This window comes from Streptomyces sp. NPDC004629, from assembly GCF_042873595.1.
Lineage (GTDB): Bacteria > Actinomycetota > Actinomycetes > Streptomycetales > Streptomycetaceae > Streptomyces.
Genome location: NZ_JBIALO010000029.1, coordinates 92,327 through 110,185, shown reverse-complemented (window position 1 = coordinate 110,185; position 17,859 = coordinate 92,327). Strand labels below are relative to the sequence as shown.

Annotated in this window: 13 protein-coding genes; 10 read left to right on the top strand and 3 right to left on the bottom strand. The window is 68.7% G+C overall.

Annotation, left to right across the window (positions count from 1 at the left end):
• A partial coding sequence (locus ACFYTE_RS33610; RefSeq protein WP_388718819.1) for a CDP-glycerol glycerophosphotransferase family protein occupies positions 1-1,452 on the top strand: 1,452 nt, incomplete at its 5' end.
• A gap of 352 nt (positions 1,453-1,804) precedes the next feature.
• Complete coding sequence (locus tag ACFYTE_RS33605; RefSeq protein ID WP_388718817.1) at positions 1,805-3,787, top strand: chaplin family protein; 1,983 nt, start codon at positions 1,805-1,807, stop codon at positions 3,785-3,787.
• A gap of 204 nt (positions 3,788-3,991) precedes the next feature.
• Here ACFYTE_RS33605 and wecB read toward each other — a convergent pair whose 3' ends face one another.
• On the bottom strand, positions 3,992-5,215 hold the full coding sequence (wecB, locus tag ACFYTE_RS33600) for a non-hydrolyzing UDP-N-acetylglucosamine 2-epimerase (protein WP_388718815.1): 1,224 nt from the start codon (positions 5,213-5,215) through the stop codon (positions 3,992-3,994).
• Positions 5,216-5,276: 61 nt separating this feature from the next.
• Positions 5,277-5,963: an RNA polymerase sigma factor gene (locus tag ACFYTE_RS33595; RefSeq protein WP_388718813.1), complete on the bottom strand. Its 687-nt coding sequence runs from the start codon at positions 5,961-5,963 to the stop codon at positions 5,277-5,279.
• A gap of 1,129 nt (positions 5,964-7,092) precedes the next feature.
• Between ACFYTE_RS33595 and ACFYTE_RS33590 the strand changes: the two genes are divergently transcribed.
• Positions 7,093-8,175 carry a peptidoglycan DD-metalloendopeptidase family protein gene (locus ACFYTE_RS33590; protein ID WP_388718811.1) on the top strand — a complete coding sequence of 361 codons (1,083 nt, stop codon included), beginning with the start codon at positions 7,093-7,095 and terminating at the stop codon, positions 8,173-8,175.
• A 97-nt stretch (positions 8,176-8,272) separates the two neighbouring features.
• Positions 8,273-8,797 carry an NUDIX domain-containing protein gene (locus tag ACFYTE_RS33585; protein WP_388718809.1) on the top strand — a complete coding sequence of 175 codons (525 nt, stop codon included), beginning with the start codon at positions 8,273-8,275 and terminating at the stop codon, positions 8,795-8,797.
• A 417-nt stretch (positions 8,798-9,214) separates the two neighbouring features.
• Here ACFYTE_RS33585 and ACFYTE_RS33580 read toward each other — a convergent pair whose 3' ends face one another.
• Positions 9,215-9,799: a DUF11 domain-containing protein gene (locus ACFYTE_RS33580; protein ID WP_388718807.1), complete on the bottom strand. Its 585-nt coding sequence runs from the start codon at positions 9,797-9,799 to the stop codon at positions 9,215-9,217.
• A gap of 802 nt (positions 9,800-10,601) precedes the next feature.
• On the opposite strand from ACFYTE_RS33580, the gene ACFYTE_RS33575 reads away from it, so the two are divergent.
• From ACFYTE_RS33575 to ACFYTE_RS33550, 6 genes are all read left to right on the top strand, one after another.
• On the top strand, positions 10,602-11,492 hold the full coding sequence (locus ACFYTE_RS33575; RefSeq protein ID WP_388718805.1) for a glycosyltransferase: 891 nt from the start codon (positions 10,602-10,604) through the stop codon (positions 11,490-11,492).
• Between the two features lie 874 nt (positions 11,493-12,366).
• Positions 12,367-12,951 carry a CAP domain-containing protein gene (locus ACFYTE_RS33570; RefSeq protein WP_388718803.1) on the top strand — a complete coding sequence of 195 codons (585 nt, stop codon included), beginning with the start codon at positions 12,367-12,369 and terminating at the stop codon, positions 12,949-12,951.
• 334 nt (positions 12,952-13,285) lie between these two features.
• The gene (locus tag ACFYTE_RS33565; RefSeq protein ID WP_388718801.1) at positions 13,286-13,888 is read left to right on the top strand and encodes an archaeosortase/exosortase family protein; all 603 of its coding nucleotides are present in this window, start codon (positions 13,286-13,288) and stop codon (positions 13,886-13,888) included.
• Entirely contained in the window at positions 13,885-15,264 is a 1,380-nt protein-coding gene (locus ACFYTE_RS33560) for a glycosyltransferase family 2 protein (RefSeq protein WP_388718799.1), read from the top strand. Before ACFYTE_RS33565 ends, ACFYTE_RS33560 begins: the two co-directional genes overlap by 4 nt.
• 46 nt (positions 15,265-15,310) lie before the next feature.
• Entirely contained in the window at positions 15,311-16,138 is an 828-nt protein-coding gene (locus tag ACFYTE_RS33555) for a septum formation family protein (protein WP_388718797.1), read from the top strand.
• Entirely contained in the window at positions 16,135-17,718 is a 1,584-nt protein-coding gene (locus ACFYTE_RS33550) for a hypothetical protein (protein ID WP_388718795.1), read from the top strand. The genes ACFYTE_RS33555 and ACFYTE_RS33550 overlap by 4 nt, the downstream gene beginning before the upstream one ends.
• Positions 17,719-17,859 lie beyond the last annotated feature (141 nt).

Sequence of the window (17,859 nt, the reverse complement as noted above, 5' to 3'; positions counted from 1 at the left end):
ATCCTCGCCAAACCCGACCGCCTGCCCCCCGCCGACAAAGCCGAGTTCTTCCGGCGTACCGCCACGATGTTCCACCGGCACACACCCGAGGGCGCGACCGTCCCGGCGGGGCTGCGGGTGCTGGAGAGCGGTTACGCGGCCTACCTGGTCAAACGGCGGGCCCTGCGGGCGGGGCGTGGTCTCGGGCGGGGGATGCGGCAGGTACGGCGGACGGCCACACGGAAAACCCGACGGACCTGGTCGGCACTGACCACGCACCGGGCCCTGGATCCGGGGCTCGCCGTGTACTCGGCGTTCTCGCATCGCGGGGTGCTCGGCGACCCGGCCGCCGTGTACTACAAGGCGCGGGAGATCGCCCCGCACATCCGCGGGGTGTGGGTGGTGCGCAGCCGGGCGCGGGCGAAGCAGCTGCCCGCGGATGTCGAGTACGTGCTGCTCAACTCCCCCGAGTACCGCAGGGTGGTCGCTCGGGCCGGCTTCTTCGTGAACAACGTCAACTGGCCCGGCACGCTGGCCAAACGGCCCGGCAGCGTCCACATCCACACCCACCAGGGCACCCCGCTCAAGTACATGGGCGCCGACCTGCTCGGCAAGCCCGGCGCCCGGCACGGCTTCAGCGTGCCGCAGATGCTGCGCCGGGCCGACCGCTGGGACCACAGCCTGGTCGCCAACCGCCACTCCGAGCTGGTGTGGGAGCGGGCCTACCCCTGCCACTTCGCCTCGGCACGCACCGGCAGCCCACGCAACGACATCCTCGTCCAGGCCGCCCTCGACCACACCGACACCCCGGCCGCAACCGCCTTCCGCACACGACACGGCATCCCCGCCCACCACCGCATCGTGCTCTACGCACCCACCCGCCGCGACTACCGCCGCGGCGGCCACATCGACCGCATCGACCTCGCCCGGTTCGCCGCCGACCTGGGCGACGACCACACCCTCGTCGTCCGACTGCACCCCTCGCTCGCCACCGGCCCCACGCGCGGGCTCGGCCTCACCGAACTGCACCGGCGCGGGGTGGTCGTCGACGCCACGGACGAGCCACACGCCGAGGACGTGATGCTCGCCGCCGACGCACTGGTCACCGACTACTCCGCCCTGATGTTCGACTACGCCAACCTCGACCGGCCGATCATCGTCCACGCCGACGACTGGCCCGCCTACACCGCAAGCCGCGGCGCCTACTTCGACATCACCACCGAAGCACCCGGCCATGTCTCACACTCCTACGAGGAGCTGGCCGCACTGTTCGCCTCCGGACGCTGGCGGGACGCCGAATCGGCCCGGCTCCGGGACCGATTCCGCTCCCGCTTCTGCGAGTTCGACGACGGACGGGCCGCCGAACGCGTCGTACGGACACTGCTGCTCGGCGAGACGGGGTGGACACCGGAGCTGCCGCCGAGTCAGGCGTCCGACGCGGCCGCTCTCACTTCCGGCGTTCGCGGCGTTTGAGATGCCCCGGCATTCGGCACGGCCGATATGGGAATCATCCGCAAGGTATTGAGTGACTTACCGAAGAAATTCCCATCGGCTGATGGTGGGTACCGTGGATGCCCTGCTCCATGGGCCGCTCGACGGATCAGCGGGCATTAAGGATGAATTCTCCGGCGATCCACGATCCATGGTTTCTTCACCGGTACCTCTCTCGTTTATAAGCCGCAGGCCATGGTGCGAGGCGTTCATGCCGTCCTCGTTCGGCTCGTGCCGTCACGGTCCATGGCCGCCGCGACAGCGCTTGGCCCCTCCTCCCCGGTCCCGGGGCCGAGGACGGCTGACCCCTTCTTCGAACAGGAAGACAACGAGAGTGCGACAAACCCTGAGCAAGGGCATGGTCCTGGCCGCCGCCGCGACGAGCGTCCTGGTGGGCGGCTCCGACGCGTACGCCGCCCCCCAGGTGCAAGGGATCACGCTGGACGTGCCCGATGCGCTGTCGGGCAACACCGTCCAGGTGTCGGTGGACCTGCCGGTCGACGTGTGCGGCAACACCATCCAGGCGCTCGCCCCGGCGGTCCCCGGCACCTCCTGCGCCCCCACGACGGCCGGTGAACCGAACACACCTGCCCTGCCCGACCACACTCCCGACGGCGACACCTCATCCACCGCCCGACCCCAGGCCCCCGCCACGACCCCCGACCACACCACAGCGGACAGCACCGCACGCCCGCCCCAGGTGCTGTCCGGCAACACCGTCAACGCAACGGTGGACCTGCCGGTCGACGTATGCGGCAACACCATCCAAGCCCTCACCCCGGCCACCCCCGGCACCCCCTGCGCCCCCACGACGGCCGACAACCCGGCACCCACCCCGGCAGAGCCCGCACCCAACGGACCGACCACGTCGGGCAACCGCGCCGAACCGGCAACCACCACGGACACACCCTCCGTACTGTCCGGCAACACCGTCAACACAACGGTGAACCTGCCGGTCGACGTATGCGGCAACACCGTCCAGGCGCTCACCCCAGCGGCCCCCGGCACCTCCTGCACCCCCACCACAGCCGACAACCCGGCACCCGCCCCCGCCAACCCGGCCCCCAACGGACCGACCACCACGCCCAACCGCGCCGAACCGGCAACCACCCCAGGCACACCCCCCGTGCTGTCCGGCAACACCGTCAACACAACGGTCGACCTGCCCATCGACGTGTGCGGCAACGCCATCCAGGCGCTCACCCCGGCCACCCCCGGCACCCCCTGCGCCAACACCCCGGACGGCGAGGGTCCGTCGACCTCCCGGCCCCAGACCGACGGACCCGGCGAGACGCCGGATCGCGGGCCGGCCGGTCCGGGGGTCACACCGCCCTCGGATCGCGGGCCTGCCACTCCGCCCGTCTCCCTGCCCACGGGGCCGATCACGCTGCCGTCCGTCCCCGGGGTGCCCCTGTACCCGGCCGGTCCCACGACGCAGCCCCCTTCAGGGATCCTCACGCCCACCATCCCGGCCGTGAACCTGCCGCCCATCCCCGGCGTACCCCTGTACCCGGCCGGTCCCACGACGCAGCCCCCTTCAGGGATCCTCACGCCCACCATCCCGGCCGTGAACCTGCCGCCCATCCCCGGCGTGCCCCTGTACCCGGCCGGTCCCACGACGCAGCCCCCCTCGGGGATCCTCACGCCCACCATCCCGGCCGTGAACCTGCCGCCCGTGTCCCTCTCGGTGCCGGCGATCTCAACTCCCGCGACCGGCACCACGCCGACGACGCCGCCCCCGTCCTCGGACGGCGGTCCGGCCGGCCAGACGACCTCGTCTCCCGGCGCTCCGACGGGACCCCAGACGCCGGAGCAGGGCCCCGCGACGCCCTCGACCCCGCCGTCCTCTTCGCCCTCGTCGCCTTCTTCCCCCACGGTGCCTCAGCAGCCTGTGCCTCCCGCGGGGTCGGAGTCCTCGACGCCTGCCGTCCCCGCCGCCCCGGCAGGGCCCGGGCCCTCGGATCGTGGGCCGGTCACCGCCCCGGCGGCCCCGCTGTCGCCGACGCGTGTCCCGACCACTGCCACCGTCTCGACGGTCACGACCGTCCCGGCGTCCGTGCCGGCCGGCAGCGATCCGGCCGACCCGGCGACGGTGCCCGCCGAGTCCGCGGACCTTCCCGGGACCTCCACCGGCACCACCCCGACGGCGCCGCTGTCACCGGGTGACGACCCGGCCACTCCGACGGCCGCGGCGCCCGTCAAAACGGGCGGGATGGCCAGCACCGGCACCGATGTGATGCTCACTGCCGGCGGCGCCGTCGCCGCGCTGCTGGCGGGCGGGGCCATCGTGTATCGCCGCCGAAGCTCCCGTCGGTAACGCCGACGGTACCGGCGGGGCCCGCCCCGCCGGATCCGGCCGGACAGCGGCGGCACGAGTGGCTGCGTGCGGCCGCGACGGACGGGTGCGGCCTGCCCTGCTGCTCTTCACCGGGGTCAGCAGGGCAGGTCGGCCGGTGCGCCGCGACGAGCGTTCCGCGGATACGCATCGGCCACCTGATGCCCCTGGAGGCTCCGGGGCGTGTTACTGGCCGATGGAGCCCTGTTGGACAGGGGAACGACGCAACGCTCGTCCCACGGCACCTCCTTGTGGCCCGATCGGTTCGGGGGTGCTGGAGAACTCGTCGCCCGCCTCGCTGTACGGAAGAGCCGTCCTGCCGGCCATGGCCAGGGCGATCTCCGCGATGCGCTCACTGGCCTTGCCGTCGCCGAAGGGACACGGCCGGCCGGCCAGCGCGCTCACCAGGTCGGGGTTGAGCAGGATACGAGTGATCTCCTCGGAGATCTCCTCCTTGTGACGCACGCGCACGGCGAAGCCGGCCGCGATCGATTCGGGCCGCTCCGTGTTCTTCCTGACCACGATCAGCGGCTTCTTGATGATCGTGCACTCCTCCTGGATCCCGCCCGAGTCGGAGATCAGCAAGCGCGCGCTGCTGGCCAGCGAGAGGAAGGCGGAATGGTCGAGCGGGGAAATGCAGCGCAGTCGCGACAGCGTGCCGGCCAGACCGTAGGAGTGGGCGCTGCTGACCGTCCTCGGATGCACCGGGAAAACCACGGGAATCGGCGCATCGGCAAGCGCGTCGATGATTTCGGAGAGTCGTTCCGGGGAATCCGTGTTCTCCGGACGGTGAATCGTCGCGATAATGAACTCGTTCTCCCTGAGGCCATATCGGTCGAGTAATTCACGGGTCTCCAGTGGTCCCGGCATGGATTCGCGGGTGGCCTCCACGATGGTGTTGCCCGTCACCCTGATCCTGTGCAGCGGGATTCCTTCGGAGACAAGGTTCGCGGCATTCCATGACGTGGGGGCGCAGTGCACGTCGGCCAGGACGGACACCAGACGCCGGTTGATCTCCTCCGGCATGGTCCGGTCATTGGACCGGAGGCCCGCTTCCACGTGCAGGACGGGGATTCCGCAGTAGTTCGCGGCCTGCGCGCCCGCGGATGTCGCGTTGGTGTCGCCCTGTACGATGACCACCTTCGGTGGCAACTGCCGGAAATGCTCGGCGAGTTGCTGGGTGGCACGTGCGATCTGCACACTGCGGTGGGCGGCGCTGACCCCGGTGAGACGCACATGCGGCTCGGGGAGTTTGAACGCGTGGAAGAAACTGTCGGAGAGTTCCCTGTCGTAGTGCTGCCCGGTGTAGAAGATCGAGGCACGTGGTCCGAGACCGCGGATCACTCCGGCCAGCTTGATGATCTCCGGACGCGTGCCCAGCACCACCGCGATGTCGTTTGTCTCGTTCATGGGTCATTGGCTCCAATACAGACCGGGATGGTTGGCGCGCCCCATACGGAGCGAGGCACTTCTAGGCACGGAAGAGGCTGTTGAGTTCGTCGATCTCCTGATACAGACGGCTGCATGCGCCGCATTCCTCGACATGCAGTGCCATCTCTTCGGATGCGCACTCACTGAGGCGTCCACGGGAATACGCGGCAAGCCTTCGCACATAGCCAGAGCACTGACCGTGATATCTCCGCTGGCCGAGATGAACCGTGAGATATGCCTGCCGCAGGCCCTCCTTCGCCCGGTAGGCCAGGGCCGCGACGCTGTTCGGGCTGATGCCCATGCTGCTGGCGATCGCCGCGGGCTGCTGGGACTGCACGATGGTGAACCAGAGGACGGTTCTCCACCGGTCCGAGAGGGAGGCGAGCGCTTCTACCGCCAGCCCGTTCTCATAGTTCTTGAGGGCTTCGTATCCCGCCGAGGCCGCGCACTCCACCTCGTAGAGGCTGACGTCCGGCACATACACCTGTCGGCCCGCGTTCCTGCCCCATTCGGCCACCACGTTGCGCAGGACCTTGAGCAGATAGCTCCGAAAGGAGCTGGACGGGCCCCCGCCGGACCGCAGTGCCTGCAGCACACGGGAGAACGCCTCGGCCACATAATCCTGTGCGGTGTGGGCGTCGTCGGCGTGCATCGCGGCCAGTCGGGTGGCGGCTCTGCGATGCCGGGTGAAGAGTTCCGCGAAGGCATCGGAATCGCCGTCTCGCACTAATTGAGCCAGCTCTTGGTCACTTAACTCGGTTGCCGCGGGGTCGGTGCCCTGAGGGTCTGAAGGGCGGACCGGCGGCGTACGATGTCTGGTTGAATTTGACAAGGACGGCTCCTGGACGAGGATTCGCCGAGGGCGTTCACGGGCGCACGATGAATCCCATCGATTTTCTTGAGAGTCGCCGAGACTCGATAAGCAGAGCGGGTCCTCAGCTCAGGCACGACGGACGGCGTGGTGACATGCCGCTCCTTATGTCCGGGCCCAGGGGGTAGGTACGGGGATTGTCGGACCGGCTCAGGTCATCCGTTGCTCGGATCGTATCCGTGGGGTGCCGTAAAACGTGTTCGGGATCGATACGCCGCCCGTTGCTGGAGGAGCCATTGACTGCGAACTCTCAGGAAGGTCCCCAGCATTGCGCTGAGGACGGACGGCCACGGGCGCCGCGCAAGCCGGGAAGCAAGGAGGCGCCGATCCAGGTCATCACGGCTTTGTCTCCCATGATCGCTGCGGAGGATTGCCACCCCTTTATATGGCCTTCGCTTCTTCCTGGGGTGAATCCACGCCGTACGCCCAGCGGAAGATGCTACCTTCAGGTCCAGGAAGATCGGATCGTCCCACCCTTGCCGCCGTGCTCAAGCGGGAGTTCACGCCGCGGCGCCCTGTTCGCCCACAGTGCCAACGCGGGTGACGTCGTATCACTCGTTCAGCGGCGGATTCCCCATTCCGGTCCGCAGGCGTCCGTGAACCATGAACGGGGAGACGGACCAGCCGCCGGTGGGCCGTCGTTCGCACGCCGTCATGCGGCGGTCCCGACTTCCTCGATATGAAAGGCGTCGCCTCAGCAGGATCACCGGTCATCCTGTGCGCCGAAGGCCATGGCCCGGTTTTCTCCGACCAGGACGTTGCCGCCCGAACGAACACGGACTGCCGATGTGCAAGGGGAATCCTTGGCCCGCGAATCCGACGTACCCCGTCAGCCGCAGACGATCTACCGAAGCATTCCCCTCCGTTCCGCCAACGGGCAGCACGGGGTGGGCAGGGCTCCGGGCCACCGCTTCCGGCCGCGCACGCCGGCCGTGCGGCCGACCGCTGCCGCCGTCGCCGATCGGAACAAGGAACGGGTGCCCACGTGTGGTTCACGCTGACTAGGCGTTCTCGCGGATTCCTCCTCTTCACGGTGGTGGCTCTCGGCCTGTCCTCGCTGCCTGCCTCCGCCGCGTGGGCGGATGACGAGGCAGGCCCGGCGAACGGCTCGGGGGCCACTTCGCAACTCCAGCTGCACCGCCTGTACGAGGAGGCGGCACGTGCCGCCGAGCGGCACGAGGCATACCGCCGCAGCGCGCAGGCCCAGACGACGGCCGTGCGGCTGCTCCGCGCCGAACTCGCGCGTCAGCGCAGCGATCTACGCGAACTCAGGTCCGATGTCGGCGAGTTGGCCCGGATCCAGTACCGCGGTGGTCTGCTCCCCGACACGCTGGCGGCCCTGACGAGGTCCGCCCGCCGCGATGCGCTGCGGAATCTGAGCCTCGTACACAGCGCCCATCATGGTCTGACGGCCTCCTTGCGGCGTGTGCAGAGGAACACGGTGGACCTCACCGAGGCACAGCAGAAGGCCGTGGCCGGCCTGCGTCTGCTGCGGACGCTCCAACAGCAGCAGGCGGCGGCCAAGCGGGACATTCAGGCGAAGCTCCGTCGGGCCCGCGCGCTGCAGGAGGCACAAGCGCGGCGCGCGGTCACTCCCTGTCGGGACGGGTCCGCGCCGGTCCACCGCGATCTGTCCTCGCTCCTGCTTCCCGTCCGCTCACGCGACCAGTGGATGCTGCCTGTTCAGAGCTATGTGCTCTCGGCGGGGTTCGGGGCGGCGGGCTCGCACTGGGCGCATCGGCACACCGGACAGGACTTCGCCGTCCCGGTGGGTACACCGGTCCATGCCGTGGGCGCCGGAGTGGTCGTCGAGGCCGGCTGCGACGGGGCCTTCGGCAACAACATCGTCATCCGGCACGACAACGGGTACTACACGCAGTACGCCCATCTCTCGGTGCTCCGGGTGAGTGTGGGACAAAGCGTCGGACCGGGTGATCCGATCGCGCTTTCTGGTAACACCGGTAATTCATCGGGGCCGCATCTTCATTTCGAAGTGCGGGTCACCCAGGAATTCGGCTCGGCAGTGGATCCGGCCATCTGGATGCGAGAACACGGCGTGACTTTTTAAACGCCCACCCGATCGTCAAAAGTTATCATCTGAAAATTCATCAGTTTCAGTTGGAAGGCGCTTCCGCAAGCGCCGGGTGCGACACGGAAGGACTACTATGACCCACGCACGGCCCGCCTACTCCGTGTACGTCAGGGGAGTGACTCTTTCTCTTGATCTTCGTGTCCTTCTCCTGCTGAACGAGCGCGATGAATGGGAGCTTCCTGGAGGGCGCCTCGAACGTGGTGAATCACCAGAACAGTGCGTGGTCCGCGAGATCGCGGAGGAATCCGGTTGGCAGACGATGGCCGGCCCGCTGCTGGACGTGTGGTCGCATGAACCGGAACCCGGCCGCAGCGTTCTCACCGTCACCTACGGATGCCCCGTGCTGACACCCCACGCCATCCCCGTGCCGAGCGACGGACACCGGCAACTCGGCCTGTTCAGCCCCAACGAGCTGCACAGGGTGCGGATGCACGAGGGATGCAGAAACTCCGTCACCGCCTGGCTCAAGGCGGCCCCGACGGTGCGTATGCGAGCAGGCCAGGGGGTCCTCATGGACGGACGATGGGGCCCGACGCCCCCCGCCACCGCGCGGGCATGCCCGAGCCCGGCGCACACCACGTGCTGCGCCTGCCAGTGACGCCCCCCTGATCCGACCGTCGACCAGCAGTGCCGCTTCTACCGAGACAGGGGGTGACCAACGATCATGGAATCTGTCCTTGTGGTCATCTTGCTCTTCTGCGTGCTCTCCCTGAACGCGTTCTGTGCGTACTTCTGCCTGATGTATGCCGTCGCGCCCAGGCGAAGAAGGGCCACTGGGGCGGACGAGCGGGTCATGCCGCAGCCGCGGCCCTCGCCGGAGTCGCCCCGCTCTTCTTCGCGCCCCGGTGCCGTGCTCGTCCCCCGTCAACGGGGTACGTCCCGCAGCGAGACGTGACTCCGGCACCCGTGTGGCGGTCGGTGCCGGGCTCCGGGCCGCCGGGGAAGGGCACTGGGCCCTGACCCCTTGAGCCCGGGAGCCCGAAGCCCCCGGTGCAGAACCGGCAGTGGCCGGGTGTTACATCGCCGGCGTGCCGGCGCCGAGACGACGGCGGTAGAGGACGACGCCGGCCCCGGTCACGGCGGCGGCGGCGACGCCCGCCCCGACCGCCGGGTCGACCAGGGGAACCGCCAGGATGTTGGTGTTGGCGGAGGAGACGTTGTTGTCGGTGTCGGGGTCGGCCTCGACACCGTCGACGGTCGCCGTGTTGGTCATCCGGAATCCGGTCGGGCCGGCGGTGCCGGTGACGGAGATGACGGCGCTGGAACCCACGGGCAGGGCACCGCCCTGGCAGGAGATGGTGCCGTTGGTCTGGCCGCAGTTGGCGGCGGAGGTGGTGACGCTCGGGTTGAGCAGCCCCGTGGGGATCTGGTCGGTGACGACCCACCCGGAGGAGGCGTTGGGGCCGTAGTTGGTGACGACGATCTGGTAGGTGATCGGGTCTCCCGCGTTCCCCAGTGCCGGACCGGCCTTGGCGATGGACAGATCGACCGACGCGTCGGCCGCGGCGGCCTGCGGAGCGGCCAGCAGCCCGAGCGCACCCCCTGCGGCACCGCCCACCGTGAGCATGATGGCGAGCATCCGCCTTGAGTACTTCTTCATGTGCCTTACTCACCTATCGGGTTGAAGAACCCCTTCCGTTGTCGGAAGGGGTATACGTATCAGATCGTCAGGCTTCTTCCGCATGACGGTCGGCTATCCAGACAGGTGACGCCGTCCGTGAAGGCACGTCCGTGCCGACCCGCAGGCACGTGGCCCCCGCCTCGCCCTTGTCCTCGACGAGGTAACCGCCCGGACGCAAGCTGTGGCGGACGCCGGCCCCGCCCCATCGGGACAGCCGGCCTCGTCGCCCCTCACGGAGCGGGTCGTCGGGTCAGGGCCGGTCGGGGCGCTCCTCACCGGTGAGGTGAGACCGCGACGGCGCATCAGGGGAGACGATCCCCCGCCGGGGCCGATCTTCCGTCCTGTACACCGTGGAGCCGTCCGTGCAGTTCCTCGTCGGCACGCTCGGGACCTGCGCCCATGCGCGTAGGAAGGGGACGCCACGGACCGCGCTCGCGCATTGACGATCAACCTATGTGATATGGGTGGATCTTCAATTCACCTGACAATTCGTTCCCTGCGGACGGTCCTTGCCCAACTGTTGCTGCACGGATGTGTGAGCCAGGACGTCACCGCTCCCAGATTCCTCTCGGTGAGAAATATGTCCTCGACTTTCGCCCACCCGCGCACGGCTCATGTCCCAGGCCCGGCCATCGGTGCCCCCGGCCGTATTCTGCACGTCGTCGAATCACGCGCCCGGAACGCCTTTTCCGCGCTGGGCGAGTATCTTTCCGCGGCCCGTCATCTGGAGCACTGGGTACTCGTCACAGAACCGTTCGGGCCTGCTGGAATTCCCCGTGGGATGCACGGGGCCAGGATCGCCGCCCTGCCCAGCGGGTACCGGGCCCGGCTGCGCGCCATCGGCGATGCCTACGCCGAGGTCAGACCCGATCGGGTGCACGCGCACTCGTTCGGCGCGGGGGTGTATGTGCGCCTTTCGCCCAGCATCCCGACGGATGCCATCGTCTACAGCCCGCACTGTTATGCCTTCGAGCGCCAGGATCTGCGTGCCGCGGCACGGTTCCTCGCCCTCGCCTGCGAATACCTGCTCGCGCCGCGTACCGACGTGGTGGCCGTGGGCACTCCTCGGGAGGGGCAGTTGGCGGCGTGCCTCCAGCCCACGGGACGGATCGTCCATGTGCCCCGGGTACCGCACGGCAATGTGCTCGACCCCGCGGACATGCCGCCTCCCGTGGCCGCGGGGGCGACGGCGGTCGCCATGGGCCCGCTGAGCCCGCAACGGGATCCTGCCTTCTTCGCGCGTGCGGCGGCCGCGGCCGACTCGGACACCGCATGGATCTGGATCGGCGACGGGGAAGCGCGCTACCGCCGTCTTCTGGAGAGTGCGGGGATCTGTGTCACGGGGCGGCTGCCGCGCAGGAACGCGCTTCGCCTGCTGCGGACGGCCGATGTGTATGTGCACACCGCGGCCTGGGAGGGAAGCCATGACACCCTGCTCCAGGCGGCGGTGGCCGGCCTGCCCGTCGTGGCCCGCTCGATCCCGGCGCTCAGGGCGCTCCGGCTTCCCGGGCTGGCCCCTACTCCGGAGATCCTGGCCGACACGGTTCTGCGTCTGCTCGATTCGCCGGTTGACCGCCGTATTCATTCCGAGGCCGCCAGACGCGCCTTTCGATGCCACACCCGTACCACCCAGGCCGCCCGACTGCTCGCGCTCTACGGCTCCGGCAGATGACGCGGCACACCGGCTGAAGTGCCCTCCACCCAGCAGCCGCAGTCGAGGAAGACCCGGACCGTGAAGCCGACGCAGTGGAGCAGGGCCACGCTGAACAGCGGGACAGGATCGGCCCTCTCGTCACACCCGGCAAGGGAAAAACCGCACTCCACCCAGCAGCCGCAGTCGGGGGAGATCCAGACCGTGAGGTTGACGTACGGGGCAGAGCCACGCTGAACGGCAGGACAGGATCGGCCCTCTCGTCACACCCGGCAAGGGGAAAACCGCACTTCGCCCAGCAGCCGCAGTCGGGGGAGATCCAGACCGTGAGATTGACGTACGGGGCAGAGCCACGCTGAACGGTGGGACGGGGCTCCGTTTTCTCGTCGCGCCCGGCAGAGGGAGGGCCCCTCACCCGGAAGGGAGACGGGTGAGGGGCACCAGGCCGCAAACCCGTGTGCACGCCGAACAACGGCGACGCACACACGGGTTTGCCGAATGTGACGAGCCGACCCTTTTGAGGGCGCCTCGTCAATGCGGGCCATGTTCATCGAAATGGCCGCGGGAACTGCTCGTATACAAGCAGTTCCATGGCCGTCGCAAAAGAGACCTGGGGGCTGGTTCTCTGTGCAATCGGCCGAGCCGACATTAGCAGATTCCGATCAATTCACTGCCGTACTGCCGGGGCGCCCGCTTCCTTCTGCACGACCAGTACCGGAGGCGGACCCGAGAGAGGTTACCCCCCTCGGAGAGCGGATCCGACACAACCGCGGCACCATGCGGTCATGCTGCCCGGTACACCACCCGTGCGAGGGAATCTGCCTCCGTGCGGGCCCTGCTCCAGGGCTCCGCGCGGTACACGTATACGCATCCACACCTGGACTGGAATCATCCGATGCGCATGTCCATGCCCGCCCGTCCACTCGGGGCCACGATCGAGGGTGCCGTGACCGCTGTTCGTCCTCTGGAGAACTTCTGTGATTCGACGACCGACGCGTTCCTCAGGGGGATGCTGCGTGCCGTCAATTCGGTGCGGGCCAGGCATCACGCGCCACCCGTGCGGCTGCATGACGGACTGACCCGTTACGCGCAATCGAGGGTGCGGGAGGTTTCCCGGGCCGGCGGACCCGGCGGCGACAGGGGATTCGGCCTGAGGACGAGCGAAGTTCTCTACTGGGGCAGCAGTAGTCAGCGACGCTCGGGGGCCGCCGACGCCCGTGAGGCCGTCGATCAGTGGTACACCGAGGCGCCGGAATACGATTTCGACAACCCGGGCTTCAATCCGAGAGCCGGCCACTTCACTCAGCTGGTCTGGCGAAAAAGCGCCCTGATCGGTGCCGCCCGGGCGGTCGGTGGAGCGCCAGGAAAGTACGAGACGTTTATCGCGGTCGAATTCGAGCACCGGGGGAACGTCGAAGGGGAATTCACCCACAATGTCTTTCCCGCCACGCGCAGGGGCTATCGACTCTTCCTCCGCTAGCCGGCCGAGCCCCCTGTCATGCCCCCCGGAACCCCGAAGCGCACCGCACCGACACGTCCCTGCTGATGATGACCGGGAACACCGGAACAACGGGAACGCCGCAGGTGACAAGGGGTGCCCGCGGCCGATTCGGCTGCCCTCTTCCCGCACGCCCCGCGGGAACACGGCTGCGGATTCCGCCGAGTGGGTGGGGCCGAATCCACCGCCATGGCGTCATCCTTCGCCCTCCCACACCTCCTTTCGTGCGTGAGAGGCGTCCGGGCAGTGGGCGTCGCCATGTCAGAAAGGCCCGACTGTGCACCCGAATCCGACATCGCGTCGCTCCGGACCACGGGTGAGCGTGCTTTCCCTGGGAAAGCGGCCATCGGTGCAGGCCCTCGGTCTCGGAGCGGCAAGACCGGCACAGCCTTCTTATCTCCGGCTCGGGCTGGCCGCAGCCCTGCTCCTGACCGCCGGCGCGCTCTACGCCTTCAACGAGTGGTTCCGCTCGGTGGAGGCCGCCCTCGGCGAGCACGTCGTCGGTCTTGTCACCACCGGGAACACCGCTTTGAGCTGGGACCAGGCGGTGACCTTCTTCGGGCTCGGTACTCAGCACGCGATGGGCCTGAGGATCACGGCGGGCTGCAGTTCGGCGATGCTGATCATCCCGCTGCTCCTGGTCGGCGCCGGATTCATGCTCAGCCGTCGCGCCCCCGTCGCGCGCATTCTGGCGGGGACCGCCATCGGTGCCGCCCTGCTCATCCTGACGAACCAGTTGCGGTTCGGTCTGATCGCCTTGTTCTCCCAGAAGTGGGGCTACGAGGGCTTCGGTTGGGCGCACACCGTGATCGGCTCCATCGTCAGCCTGGTGGGTGTGGCGGTCTCGGTGACCGTCCTGCTGCTGGTGGCGATGCGGCGCGCGGAACCGCGTACCCCGCTGAACGGAGTGAGTGGATGAACCAGTTCCAGGAGAGCGGCTTCGTCGGCCTGGCGATGGCGCTCGCGCTCATCATCAACGGGGTCTTCACCCTCTATGTGATCCTGCTGGTCATCGCCTTTCTGCGGTCCAAGCCCCAACAGCCGGGCCGCGGCGAGGACTTCGCCTGGCACTTCTTCATCCCGTGCCGGGACGAGGAGAGCGTGATCGGCGACACTCTCCGCTATATGCGCGAGCACTACCCCACCGTGCACCTGTGGGTCATCGACGACGACTCCGACGATTCGACGGCGGCCATCGCCCGCGACCACGCGGCGCGTTCGCCGTTCGTGCACCTGGTGCAGCGGCGCCGCCCGGAGGCCCGTACGGGCAAGAGCCATGCGCTCAACGCCGCCTACCGGGCACTCGACGACTGGCTGCCGGCCGGCACCGACCGGTCCTCGGTGGTCGTGGCCGTCTTCGACGCGGACGCGCGCCCGTCCCTCAACGTGCTCGACGTGTGCGCGGGACCGAGCCTGTTCGGTGATCCGCAGATGGGCGCCGTGCAGATCGAGGTCCGCATGGTCAACAGGGACGTACGCGAGCCGCTGCCGGGCGGGACCCGGATGCAGAACTGGTTCGGCCGCACGCTCGTCCGGTTGCAGGACATCGAGTTCCGGGCGGCCATCTCGGCCATCCAGACGTCCCGGCGCACCACCAAGAGCGTGTGCATGGGCGGGAACGGCCAGTTCAGCCGGATGAGCGCACTGGACGAGCTGGCGGACGGCGAGCGGGCGCCCTGGCGCGGCTCGCTGCTGGAGGACTTCGAACTCGGCCTGCACATCATGCTGGCCGGCCACCGCACCGGCTACGCCACCGAGGCGTGGGTGGACCAGGAGGCCCTGCACAGCCTGCCCCGCTTCGTGACGCAGCGGACCCGTTGGTGCCAGGGCACCATGCAGTGCATGCGCTACCTGACCAAGACGTGGCGCTCGCCGTACCTGTCCAACGCCGGTGTCATCGAGATCTCGTACTACCTGATCCAGCCCTGGCTGTGGCTCGTGGGAACGGTGATCTACCCGCTGCCGATCATGATCTTCCTGAACAACCTGGTGCTGTACCCCGATGAGACCATGAGCTTCCTGAAGGCGGGCGGGGCCGTCCTGTTCACGTTCTACCTGCTCTTCGGTATCGCCCAGTTCGCGGTCTGGGGCTATCTGTACCACCGGCGCTGCGAGCCCTCACAGGGAGTGCTCCGGTGCATCGGCTGGGGCATCGCCTATGCCTCGATGATCTATCTCTTCTACGTCATCGCCTGGCGCGCGTTCGGACGGCTGGTGAGCGGGCGCGTCGGCTGGGCCAAGACCCGCCGCAACGCCGAGGTCATCGTCGTCGGGCCGATCGCCAAAGAGGCCTGACGCTCCGTCATCACGTACGACTGCGAGACAACACGACATGAGGGACATGCGAAAACGCTCAGTCTTGCTCTGCGTCGCCGGGCTGCTGCTGACGGGATGCGGGCCGCGCAGCTCGGGTGCGGCGGCGGTGCCGTCCGTCATGCAGGCGGTGGGCACCTGTCACACCTTCCGCACACAGCAGGAGATGATCCAGCCGAGCGACATCGCGCCTCCGGTGCCCTGCGATCGGCCGCACCGCACCGAGACCTTCCAAGTGACCACCGTCGACGGCCAGTTCGCCACCTACAAGAAGCGGCCGGACCCGGAGCAGATCGCCGCCTACGCGCAGGGACGCTGCTACGACGCCGACGCGATCAGAAGCTACCTGGGTGCCGGGCCGCGGGACACCGTGTCCTTCTCGGTCTGGCCGAGGCTGCCGACCCGGGCGGAATGGGAGAAGGGCGTGCGCACCCTGCGCTGCGACCTGGTGCCTCCGGTCCAGAAGGCGGAGAACGGGCCCCTCGCGGCCTTCTCGTTCCGCGATGTGCTGACGAAGCCGGAATCCTCGACCGTGCGCGTCTGCGAACTCGGCGGTGAGTACGTCACCTGCGATCAGCCGCATGACCGCGAGGAGGTCGCCACCTGGCAGGACCTCCTTCCGACGGTGCAACCCGAGGACGCCCAGAAGGTTGCCACCGACATGTGCGAGCCGGTCGTGCAGGAGTTCCTCCAGGCCAAGCTGGCCAGCAGACCGGATCTCACGATCAAGGCCATCACGCCGAACAAGGACGAATGGGAGAAGGGTGTCAGAGCGGTGAAGTGCGGTGTCGGTCCGGCTGCTGCGGGCGCGACCATCGTCGGCACCCTCAGCGGGTCGGCGAAGGGACAGGTATGACCACGACTGTCGCACGCGCGGCCGTGAGCAGGGCATCAGTACGCCTCCACATGGTCGGTGAACCCAGCCGCGTGGCGGTGCGCACAGCGGCCCTGGCCGCGGGGTTCGGCTGGACGACCGTGATGCTGCTGCGCCTGCTGCTGGGCGGGGTGGTCGGGATGGGGGACGACGGAAACGGCGACCGGCTGCTCTGCATGTTCGGCGTGGTGGGCAGCCACCCCTGGAACGCCGAACCGTCGGCCCACGTCTATCCGACCTGGGTGCCTCACACCTATTACGGTGAGGCGTGCGGGGTGAAGGAGTCGGGCGAACCGTATTACTCCTCACAGCTGCTGGTGCTGGGGCTCGCCAAGACGCTGACGCCGCTGCTCGGTCTGCCCGGCGCGCTCGATCTGCGGGCGGTCGGGTTCCTGCTCTCGCTGGCCTTCGGCGCCATCATCGCCCTGCTCGTCGTGCTGCTGCCGGGCCCCCTGTGGTTGCGCCTCGTGGCCACCGGCGGCATCGGCCTGGTCATGTGCGATGCGGCCTTCGCGGGCTGGTTCATCTCGCCCTACAGCGAGGTGGCCGGGATGGTCGGCCTGCTGCTGCTCTGCCCGGCGCTGCTCCTGTTGTGGCGAAGCCCGGTCGCACCGCTGAGCGGAGTGGTGCTGACCACGGCCACTGTGCTGTTCACGATGACGGCCAAGACCCAGATGCTGTCGGTGCTGCCGGTGGCCATGCTGGCGCTGCTCTGGTTGCCGAGTGTGCGGCGCAAGAACAAGAAGCCGGCCCCCGCCACCGCCACGGACAACAGCTCCCAGCAGCGGCTCAAGCGCTGGCTGGCCGTGCGCTGGCCCGCGCTGATCGCGTGTGTCCTGCTGTGCGGGGTCGCCGTCGGATTCACCGCAACCCAGCCGAAGCGGCTCAACCAAATCGTCTGGTACGACGCCGTGTTCCTGGAGATGCTGCCGCACAGCCCGGACCCGGTGGGCGACTTGAAGGCCCTGGGCGCCGATCCCCGGCTGGTCACCTCCATGAACACGGTGATCTTCGACACCAACTCGGCCGCCAGGACGCCGTACTGGGACGATTTCAAGCAGAACGTCACGCCGGCCAAGATCATGCTGCACTTCCTGAAGAACCCCAGTCGGCTGGTCGGCATGGGGGCGCGCGGGCTCCAGGGCATGACGAGTCCGACCCTCCATCACATCGGTTCCTATCCGGCCGACTCCGGTCATCAGCCGTTCGCCAAGGAGCGGCGGATCGCGGTGGTGACCAAGATCTTCGAGGGCTTCCGGACGGTGCCGGCGCTGATTCCGCTGTTGTGGCTCGGAACGATCGTGCTCGGGGCCGTACTCGCCAGCCGGACCTGGGCCCGGCAGTCGGCACGCGCCGTGGGCCGGCTGTCGGTCTGTCTGGTGATCACCCTGCTGCTGCAGTTCGGGATGGTGATCATGACTGAGGGAGCGTCCGACCTCAACAAGCACCTGATCTGCACGGACTTCCTGACGGCCCTGTGCATTCCGCTTGCCGCGCTCTGCTTCTGGCTGCTGTACCGCAGGGAGCACGCGATGGCACCGGAGCGGCCACAGGCCGGGTGACAACGCAAAAGCCGGGTGGGGGGGGGGGCGGGGGCCCCCCCCCCCCCCCCGGGGGGGGCGGGGGGGGGGGGGGGCGGGGGGGGCCCCCCCGCGGGCGCCCCCCCCCCGGGGCCCCCCGCCCCCCACCCCCCCCCCCCCCCA

Coding starts and splice junctions, on each gene's coding strand:
- ACFYTE_RS33570 (WP_388718803.1), top strand. CDS start 12,367: ATGCGCATGTCCATGCCCGCCCGTCCACTCGGGGCCACGATCGAGGGT.
- ACFYTE_RS33585 (WP_388718809.1), top strand. CDS start 8,273: ATGACCCACGCACGGCCCGCCTACTCCGTGTACGTCAGGGGAGTGACT.
- ACFYTE_RS33560 (WP_388718799.1), top strand. CDS start 13,885: ATGAACCAGTTCCAGGAGAGCGGCTTCGTCGGCCTGGCGATGGCGCTC.
- wecB (WP_388718815.1), bottom strand. CDS start 5,215: ATGAACGAGACAAACGACATCGCGGTGGTGCTGGGCACGCGTCCGGAG.
- ACFYTE_RS33575 (WP_388718805.1), top strand. CDS start 10,602: ATGCACGGGGCCAGGATCGCCGCCCTGCCCAGCGGGTACCGGGCCCGG.
- ACFYTE_RS33555 (WP_388718797.1), top strand. CDS start 15,311: ATGCGAAAACGCTCAGTCTTGCTCTGCGTCGCCGGGCTGCTGCTGACG.
- ACFYTE_RS33550 (WP_388718795.1), top strand. CDS start 16,135: ATGACCACGACTGTCGCACGCGCGGCCGTGAGCAGGGCATCAGTACGC.
- ACFYTE_RS33580 (WP_388718807.1), bottom strand. CDS start 9,799: ATGAAGAAGTACTCAAGGCGGATGCTCGCCATCATGCTCACGGTGGGC.